This window comes from Streptomyces sp. SID486 (assembly GCF_009865385.1).
Taxonomy (GTDB): domain Bacteria; phylum Actinomycetota; class Actinomycetes; order Streptomycetales; family Streptomycetaceae; genus Streptomyces.
In genome coordinates this window covers 1-8,310 of the sequence record NZ_WWJT01000666.1, presented here as the reverse complement: position 1 = coordinate 8,310, position 8,310 = coordinate 1, and the positions used below count along the sequence as shown (strand labels likewise).

Genomic DNA, 8,310 nt, shown 5'->3' with positions numbered 1-8,310 from the left:
CACGGCACACGGCACACGGCACACGGCACACCGGACAGCGGCCCCCGCGGCGAAGCCGCTACGGCTCGACCACGACCTCCTGCGCCGCCGCCGTCTCTCCGGCCAGGAGCCTCGCATCGAGCGGCACGTTCCGCTTGACCAGCGCCAGGGCCACCGGCCCCAGCTCGTGATGACGTACCGACGTCGTCACGAAGCCGATCTTGCGGCCCTCCGGCCCCTCGTCCGCGAGCCGGATCTCGGTGCCCGCCCCCGGCAGATGGACGTCGCTGCCGTCAAGGTGCAGGAAGACCAGCCGACGCGGCGGCTTGCCCAGGTTCTGGACGCGGGCGACCGTCTCCTGCCCCCGGTAGCAGCCCTTCTGCAGGTGCACGGCCGAGCCGATCCAGCCCAGCTCGTGCGGGATCGTGCGGTGGTCGGTCTCGAAGCCGAGGCGGGGGCGGTGCTGCTCCACCCGCAGCGCCTCGTGCGCGAGCAACCCGGCCGCGGGGCCGTGGCTCGCGGCGAAGGACTCCAGGCCGGCGCGCGGCAGGAACAGGTCACGGCCGTACGCGGTCTCGCGGACGACGGCGCCCTCCGGCACCTCGGCGATGGACCCTGCGGGCAGGTGGACGACCGCGTACTCGGCGGTCCTGTCGGCCACCTCCACCCGGTAGAAGAACTTCATCGACTCCAGGTAGGCGATCAGCGCCTCCTGGGTGCCGGGCTCCACGTGGGCCCAGACGGTCGTGCCGTCGTCCACGAGGTACAGCGCGTGCTCGATGTGCCCGTGCGCGGAGAGGATCAGGGCCTCGGTGGCCTGTCCGGCGGGCAGTTCGCTGACGTGCTGGGTGAGCAGCAGGTGCAGCCAGCTCAGCCGGTCCTCGCCGGTGACGGTGACGACACCGCGGTGCGAGAGGTCGACGAAGCCGGCGCCGTCGGCGAGTGCGCGCTGCTCACGGAACAGGTCGCCGTAATGGGCGGCGACACCTTCGTCCACGCCCTCGGCTGGGACGGCGCCGGGCAGGGACAGCAGGGGGCTCTTCATACCGCAAGCCTACGACGTGGTACTTGAACCCTTCAGCGAGCAGTCCCGGCACCGGCCGAAGATCGCGAAATGCTTCATGTCGGTGTCGAACCCGAACTGTTCCCGCAGCTTGGCCGTGAAGTCCGCGGCCACTTCCACGTCCGCCTCGATGACGTCCTCGCAGTCCCGGCAGACCAGGTGCAGATGGTGGTGGCGGTCGGCGAGGTGATAGGTGGGCGCACCGTGCCCGAGGTGGGCGTGGCTGACCAGGCCCAGTTCCTCCAGCAGCTCCAGCGTCCGGTAGACGGTGGAGATGTTGACCCCCGACGCCGTCTTCCTCACTTCCACGAGGATGTCGTCGGGGGTCGCGTGCTCGAGGGTGTCGACGGCTTCGAGGACAAGCTGTCGCTGCGGCGTCAGCCGGTAGCCGCGCTGCCTGAGGTCGCTCTTCCAGTCGGTGCTCACCACACCGACGAGTCTAGGACTACTTGAAGAAGGCGATGCCGTCATCCGGCATGTCGTCCGGGAGGGCCTTGGCCCAGCGCTCGACGTCCTCCGGGGTGACGACCTTCTTCAGCTGGGCCGACATGTAGGGGCGCAGCGGGACCTCGGGGGTCTGCTTCTCACCGACCCACATCAGGTCGCTCTTCACGTACCCGTACAGCCGCTTGCCGCCGCTGTAGGGCTGCGAGGCGGCGGTGCGGGCGACGGCGTCCGTCGCCAGGTCGATCTGCGGCTTCTTGTCGGCCATCTCGCCGTACCAGATCTCGATGACACCGTCGTCCCGGGTCATCGTGACCTCGACCTTGCGGTCGGCGTCGATCCGCCAGAAGCCGGACTCCGACTCCAGCGGGCGGACCTTGTTGCCGTCCTTGTCCAGCACCCAGGTGTGGGAGTGGTACTCCAGGAAGTCCCGGCCGTCGTGGCTGAAGGTGACCTCCTGCCCGAAGTTGCACTTCTCCGAGCCGGGGAAGTCGAACACGCCCGCGCCGGCCCATTTGCCGAGCATGAAGGCGAGCGGGACGAGGTCCTTGTGCAGGTCGGACGGGATCTCGATCATGAGCGGAAGCTTTCCTGGATGGGGGTCAGCGCTGGCCCTGGTACAGCTTCTTCACGGTCAGGTACGCGAAGGCGAGCACGCCGACGCAGACCAGGACCAGCAGGGTTTCGAAGAAGATCTCCACGGGTGCTCCTTGAGCGGGGGTGGGCATACGACAGAGCCGCAGCCCAGCTTACGCGGCCCCGGCCCGGCCCTCCCGACGAGGTCGGCTCAGGCGAGCAGCTCGCTCTGCAGGGTGACGGTCTGCCGGAACGGCACGGCGCCCACACCCCCCGCGCGGGACAGCGTGATCACCGCGACGGTGTCCCCGGCCGCGAGGTAGGCCTGCCGTACCTGCTCGGCGCCGTACGGCTCGGCCTCCGTGTACGGGACGAGCCTGATCCCGTCGATCCGGGCCCGCTCCGGGAACGTGTCGTCCAGGATGCTGTCGTCGGCACCGCGCACCTTGTAGGTGGGCACGGCGGAGTCCGCGAGGCCGGTGTCCATCACTTCGTCGGCGACGGCCGCGGTGTCGAACTGGAGCAACTGGATCCGGGTCCGGGTGCCGTCCGGGGCGGTCCAGCCGCGGGCCGCGATGTGCCGCAGGCCGTGGTCGGTGAGCCGGCGGCCCAGATCACGGCGGTCGTAGGCGTCCGGGTACTGGGCGAGGAAGTCCTTCGTCGCCAGCCAGCCGTCCGTGCCGCGCAGCGCCGGGTCGGTCTCGGCGCCCCTGGGCGCGGGCAGCACCAGGGCGCGCAGGTCGGCGTAGTGGGTCCCGGACCGGTTGGCGTCCGCGAGCGGACCCGGGCTGCCGGCCGGCACCGGCGGCCTGACCAGCTCGGGGTAGTCCCAGCGCCCGTCGGAGGCGGTGGCCAGGCCCGGGAGGTCCGTCCGGTCCATCCGGGTGATCCCGTACGCCGTCCCGGCCCCGGCCACGGCGAAGACGACCGCGGCCGCGGTCCAGCGCAGCGCCGCCCGCAGCACCGTGCGGTCCTTCTCCGGGGCGGCGACGGGCGGCGGCCCGGGCGGGAGGGGCGGCGGGGCGGGCACCGCGGTCTCCTGGACCGGTCGCTCCGCCTGTGTCTGCTCGGTCATACGGCCTTCCCCGGGTCCTCGATGCGGTCGAGCTGCGCGGCGACCATCTCCGCCACGCCCTCCCTGTCCAGCGGCTTGGCCGCGTTCGCGCTGGTGGTGACCAGGACGTCTCCGACGTACCCGGAGCACACCATCTGGTCGAGCCGTTCGGTCCGGTCGGCCGGCGGCAGGAAGCACACGGTGTCCTCGTGCCCCGCGACGGCCGGCCCCTTGCGCAGGCCCTTCATGGCGTTCAGGAACATCCGCTGGTAGGCGCTCGTGGAGCGCGCGGTGTCGCGGTCCATGCGCGTGAGCACGATCTCGATCGTGAACACCCCGCCGGTGGACGCCTCCGAGGCGTCCGGGGCGGGGCTGCTCAGGTAGCTGCGCAGCGCCATGCCCTTGACGGGGTTCCGGTCGATCTGGCGCTCCAGCAGCCGCCGCCGGGAGCGTGGCACCTCCGCCAGGGCCCGCTTGCGCAGGGCCGTGGCCTGCCGGCCGCTCAGCTCGACGTCGGAGCCGAACGCGGCCGAGTCCGGGCCGCGCCCGTACCGGTCCTTGCCGTAGGGCAGCAGCATGGCGCTCAGGCCGGTGTCCTTCACCCCGGCCGGCTCGTCCGCGGTGGCCGCGGGCAGCCGCCAGGTGGCCGCGCCGGGGTCGCGGTCGGCGCCGTGCACGGCCACCGCGGTCCAGCCGACGGCCCCGGCGACGGCGAGCAGCAGCGCCGTGCCACCGGCCACGAGACCGGCACGGCGGCGGGGGCGGGCCGCGGAGGGTCCGGACACCCCCGCAGGCACCGGTCCGGTCTGCGGGGCCTGGACGTCGTGTTCGGTGTTCCCGGTCGTCACAGCCGCTCCATCTGCCGCTCGGCGAGACCGAGGATGGTCTTCTTCGCGACCGGCTCGGTGTCGTAGACATAGATCTGCATGGCGATGTCCCCGCGCCACGCGTGCGCCTCCGCGCTGTACACCTTCGCGTCGAAGTCGTGCTCGGGCGCGGTGTGCACGTATGCCATGCCGTCGCCGGTGCCCGGGACCGGCCAGCTGTCGGTGTCGTCGCCGATCGCGGCCCAGTAGTAGGCGTCCTCGGCCGCGTCGGACGCGCCGAGCACCTCTTCCTGCCGGTACTGGAGCAGCCGGATCCGGACCGTGCGGGTGCCGTTCTCGCGCCAGGCGGTCACGGCGGCGCGCCGGAACTCCCTGCTGAGCTGCCAGCCGTAGCCGCGCGCCGGCTGGTTGTACGTCTCCGCCAGCTGGGTGAGGTCCAGCCAGCCGTCCGTGCCGGGCGCGAGATCGTCCGCGCGCGCGTCGGCGGGCTTCGGCAGCAGGAGCCTGCGCAGGTCGCCGTCGGTCCTGACCCGGTGGTCCTGAGCGGCGGACAGCGGCTCGGGCGGCTTCCCCGTGCCCCGGGCCAGGTCCGGCTGTGACAGCGGGGGCAGCGGGGTGGGGCCGCGGCCGGCCTGGACGAGGTAGCCGGCGCAGGTGCCGGCGATCAGGCCGAGCACGGCCGCGCCCGCCACGAGCAGGGGCGTACGGCCCCTCCGTGCGCGCCGCGGCTCCGGGTGCCCGGTGTCCGCCGGCCCGCCCGGGGATCCGTCCGCCACCGGCGGGGCCGGCGCCGCCGGCGGTCCGCCGGGCACCGGTCCGGCCGGCTCCGGCTCGGCTCTCTCCGACACGTCCACAGGTCTCCTTCCACGGATCGGGAAGCACGGCTTCCCGGGTCACGCCCGCACAGGAGACTGATGTCATGTGCATGGAGTTGTGGGCAAGCGGATTACGATTCGGTCATGGCGAAGAAGCTCGTGATCAAGGTGACGGCAGGGGCGGACGCCCCCGAGCGCTGCTCGCAGGCGTTCACGGTGGCGGCGGTGGCGGTGGCCAGCGGGGTGGAGGTCTCGCTGTGGCTGACCGGGGAGTCGTCCTGGTTCGCGCTGCCCGGGCGGGCCGCCGAGTTCGAGCTGCCGCACGCCGCGCCGCTGCCCGACCTGATCGAGTCGATCCTCGCCGCCGGCCGGATCACGCTGTGCACGCAGTGCGCCGCCCGCCGGGAGATCACGGAGAAGGACGTCATCGAGGGGGTCCGGATCGCGGGCGCCCAGGTCTTCGTCCAGGAGGCACTCGGCGACGGGACGCAGGCGCTCGTCTACTGATCCCGGCCGGCGGGTCCGGGGCACGGGCCCGGCGGCTAGCGGGGCGGACGCTTCTTGCCGTCCAGCTCGTCCCACCAGTCGTCCGACTGCGGATCACCGGAGGGGTCGTCCCACCAGCGGTCCTCCGGCCCCCGCCGGTTGGCGACCATCGCGGCGACCGGCGGGATGACCATCGCCACGACACACAGGCCCACGGCGGCGGGGACGGACCAGATGCGCACGACCGCCCAGGCCAGGACGAACAGACCGATGCAGGTCCCCATCATGGCGAAGTAGAGGTGCCGTCGCCGGGCGTACATGGTTCCAGAGTAGGTCCGGCGGCCCCTGTCACAACTGATCCACAAAGTCCTCACCGCGGGCGCCGCGGGGTTACCGTGGCGTATCCGTTCCGGACTTTCCGCATCCGTCACCGACCCGGGGGAACCACCACATGCGAGGCCTGCGAATACTCCTCATCGTCGTCGTGATCCTGGGCGCGCTGTTCGTCGTCGTGGACCGGGTCGCGGTGCACTTCGCGGAGGGCGAGGCCGCCGACAAGCTGAAGGCGAACGAGAACCTGTCCTCGGCCCCGGACGTGGACATCAAGGGCTTCCCCTTCCTCACCCAGGTCGCGGGCGGTTCCCTGGACGACGTCGAGGTCGGCATCAAGAGCTACGACGCGGCCACCGGCAAGGCCGGCCAGACCATCCGGGTCGACGACCTGAAGGCCGACATGAAGGGCGTCGAGTTCTCCGGCGACTACAGCTCCGCCACCGCGGCCACCGCGACCGGCACCGCGACGGTCTCCTACGCCGAGCTGCTGAAGACCGCGAAGCCCGAGCCGACCGAGGTCGTCCCCGGCCTGACGGCCAGGGTCGTCGCCCTGTCCGACGGCGGCAACGGCAAGATCAAGGTGGCCGCCAAGGTGACCGGCACGCTCGGTCCCCTGCCGATCGACCAGACCGTGTCCGTGCTCAGCTCGGTGCGCGTGGTGAACAACAAGGTCGAGGTCCACGCGGACTCGCTGCCCGAGCTGGGCGCCGCCGCGGTCGCCGAGGACCGCGTCCGCGCGATCACCGACTTCCAGCAGGCCATCGACCAGCTGCCCGGCGGCATCAAGCTGGACAAGGTGCAGGCCGCGCCGGACGGCGTGGAGATCAGCGTCAAGGGTTCGGACGTCCGGCTGGCGGGGTAGGCACCGGGAACACGTGCGGGACGGCGCCGGAACGGCGGCTGTCCGACTGGCGAGACGCCCCTGTCCGCACCGCAGATGTTCGACGCCCCCGAGCGTCCGGAGGTCCCGCGAGGACCCTCCGGACGCTTTTTTCATCCCGCCATTCGGACGAATGAATCTCGCCATATGACACGGCGGTGACACGCCCGCCCGTACGTCCCTACGATCGGGCCCATGCGGTATTCGACGAGCGTCCTCCAGCCGCGGGGACAGGCGGTTCTCACGAAGCGGCGGGCAGTTGACCTGTGCCGCGTCGCCGCCATGCTCTGTCGCCCCTTCTGAGCGCAAGCCCCGCGCCTGCGCGCCTCACCCAGCCCTGCCCTCAGGGCACCCGTGCGCCGCTCGCGCAGCGAGCGCGCCCCCTTTCGCCACTCGCACGCCCCGCCGTAACTGCCCCGGAGGAGAAGAGCATGAGCCGCACCGACGTCCTGGTCGACGCCGACTGGCTGGAGCAGCACCTGGACGACCCGGCCATCGCCATCGTCGAGGTGGACGAGGACACGTCCGCCTACGAGAAGAACCACATCAAGAACGCGATCCGTATCGACTGGACCAAGGACCTCCAGGACCCGGTCCGCCGTGACTTCATCGACCAGGAGGGCTTCGAGAAGCTCCTGTCGAAGAAGGGCATCGCCAACGACACCCTGGTGGTCCTCTACGGCGGCAACAACAACTGGTTCGCCTCCTACGCCTACTGGTACTTCAAGCTGTACGGCCACGAGAACGTCAAGCTCCTGGACGGCGGCCGCAAGAAGTGGGAGCTGGACGCCCGCGAGCTGGTCGACGGCAGCGAGGTGCCCGAGCGCGCCGCGACCGACTACAAGGCCAAGGCGCAGGACACCTCGATCCGCGCCTTCCGTGACGACGTCGTCGCCGCGATCGGCTCGCAGAACCTGGTCGACGTCCGTTCGCCCGACGAGTTCTCCGGCAAGCTGCTCGCCCCGGCCCACCTCCCGCAGGAGCAGTCGCAGCGTCCGGGCCACGTCCCGTCCGCCCGCAACATCCCGTGGTCGAAGAACGCCAACGACGACGGCACCTTCAAGTCGGACGAGGAGCTGAAGGCCCTCTACGCCGAGGAGAGCGTCGACCTCGCCAAGGACACGATCGCCTACTGCCGCATCGGTGAGCGCTCGGCCCTGACCTGGTTCGTGCTGCACGAGCTGCTCGGCGTGGAGAACGTCAAGAACTACGACGGCTCCTGGACCGAGTACGGCTCCCTCGTCGGCGTGCCGATCGAGCTCGGCGCCAACAAGTAAGTCCCGCAACCCATCCCGACCGACCTCCCGGTCAGACCCCTCTGGAGAAACAGCATGTGCGGAGCGAAGGCCGGCGGCCCGGACGCCTCGACGATCAAGCCCGGTGAGACCACGATCCAGGGTCAGGTGACCCGCGACGGCGAGCCGGTGACGGGCTACGTCCGTCTCCTGGACTCGACCGGCGAGTTCACGGCGGAGGTCCCCACCTCCGCGACCGGCCAGTTCCGTTTCTACGCGGCCGAAGGCACGTGGACCGTCCGCGCCCTGGTGCCGGGCGGCACCGCGGACCGCACGGTGGTCGCCCAGCAGGGCGGGCTCGCCGAGGTCGCGATCGCGGTCTGAGCGGGCCGAAAAGGGCTCGGTGACGAGCTGGAGGGCCGTATCCCCTGGGTTGGACGCCAGTGGGGATGCGGCCCTTCGGCTGTCCGCCGGGCCCGTCAGCAGCGCCCCCGGGCGCCCGCGAGCACGACCGCCGCGAGCAGCGCGCCGACACAGAGGGCGATGAGCATCCCGCTCAGGGCCGCCCCGTCCCGCCGGCGCCGGGAGCGGCGCACGGGACGCGGACCGCGCCGGGGC

At 71.6% G+C, this 8,310-nt stretch carries 11 protein-coding genes; 4 read left to right on the top strand and 7 right to left on the bottom strand.

The genetic code is table 11. From position 1 onward, the window contains the following. Nucleotides 1–58 precede the first annotated feature (58 nt). From GT045_RS31185 to GT045_RS31160, 6 genes are all read right to left on the bottom strand, one after another. Nucleotides 59–1,024: a folate-binding protein YgfZ gene (locus tag GT045_RS31185; RefSeq protein ID WP_161295716.1), complete on the bottom strand. Its 966-nt coding sequence runs from the start codon at nt 1,022–1,024 to the stop codon at nt 59–61. A 9-nt stretch (nt 1,025–1,033) separates the two neighbouring features. Continuing rightward, nucleotides 1,034–1,471: a transcriptional repressor gene (locus GT045_RS31180; protein WP_161295718.1), complete on the bottom strand. Its 438-nt coding sequence runs from the start codon at nt 1,469–1,471 to the stop codon at nt 1,034–1,036. Between the two features lie 16 nt (nt 1,472–1,487). Further along, nucleotides 1,488–2,063, bottom strand: a complete 576-nt coding sequence (locus GT045_RS31175) for an FABP family protein (protein WP_161336227.1) — start codon at nt 2,061–2,063, stop codon at nt 1,488–1,490. 210 nt (nt 2,064–2,273) lie between these two features. Then, on the bottom strand, nt 2,274–3,137 hold the full coding sequence (locus GT045_RS31170; RefSeq protein ID WP_161336226.1) for a hypothetical protein: 864 nt from the start codon (nt 3,135–3,137) through the stop codon (nt 2,274–2,276). Then, nucleotides 3,134–3,964, bottom strand: coding sequence for a hypothetical protein (locus GT045_RS31165; RefSeq protein WP_161336225.1), 831 nt, complete (start codon nt 3,962–3,964; stop codon nt 3,134–3,136). The genes GT045_RS31170 and GT045_RS31165 overlap by 4 nt, the downstream gene beginning before the upstream one ends. Further along, complete coding sequence (locus GT045_RS31160; RefSeq protein WP_345942809.1) at nt 3,961–4,791, bottom strand: hypothetical protein; 831 nt, start codon at nt 4,789–4,791, stop codon at nt 3,961–3,963. Before GT045_RS31160 ends, GT045_RS31165 begins: the two co-directional genes overlap by 4 nt. Before the next feature lie 111 nt (nt 4,792–4,902). On the opposite strand from GT045_RS31160, the gene GT045_RS31155 reads away from it, so the two are divergent. Continuing rightward, a complete protein-coding gene (locus tag GT045_RS31155; RefSeq protein WP_161336224.1) occupies nt 4,903–5,265 on the top strand; it encodes a DsrE family protein in 363 nt (120 codons plus the stop codon). Between the two features lie 35 nt (nt 5,266–5,300). On the opposite strand, the gene GT045_RS31150 is transcribed toward GT045_RS31155, so the two are convergent. After that, on the bottom strand, nt 5,301–5,564 hold the full coding sequence (locus GT045_RS31150) for a DUF3099 domain-containing protein (RefSeq protein WP_161297675.1): 264 nt from the start codon (nt 5,562–5,564) through the stop codon (nt 5,301–5,303). Between the two features lie 131 nt (nt 5,565–5,695). On the opposite strand from GT045_RS31150, the gene GT045_RS31145 reads away from it, so the two are divergent. The 3 genes from GT045_RS31145 (at nt 5,696) to GT045_RS31135 (ending at nt 8,076) form a co-directional block, all read left to right on the top strand. Continuing rightward, on the top strand, nt 5,696–6,439 hold the full coding sequence (locus tag GT045_RS31145; protein WP_161297676.1) for a DUF2993 domain-containing protein: 744 nt from the start codon (nt 5,696–5,698) through the stop codon (nt 6,437–6,439). Between the two features lie 449 nt (nt 6,440–6,888). Continuing rightward, nucleotides 6,889–7,734 carry a sulfurtransferase gene (locus GT045_RS31140; RefSeq protein WP_161297677.1) on the top strand — a complete coding sequence of 282 codons (846 nt, stop codon included), beginning with the start codon at nt 6,889–6,891 and terminating at the stop codon, nt 7,732–7,734. Between the two features lie 54 nt (nt 7,735–7,788). Next, nucleotides 7,789–8,076, top strand: coding sequence for a DUF1416 domain-containing protein (locus GT045_RS31135; protein ID WP_004986406.1), 288 nt, complete (start codon nt 7,789–7,791; stop codon nt 8,074–8,076). Nucleotides 8,077–8,310: the final 234 nt, after the last annotated feature.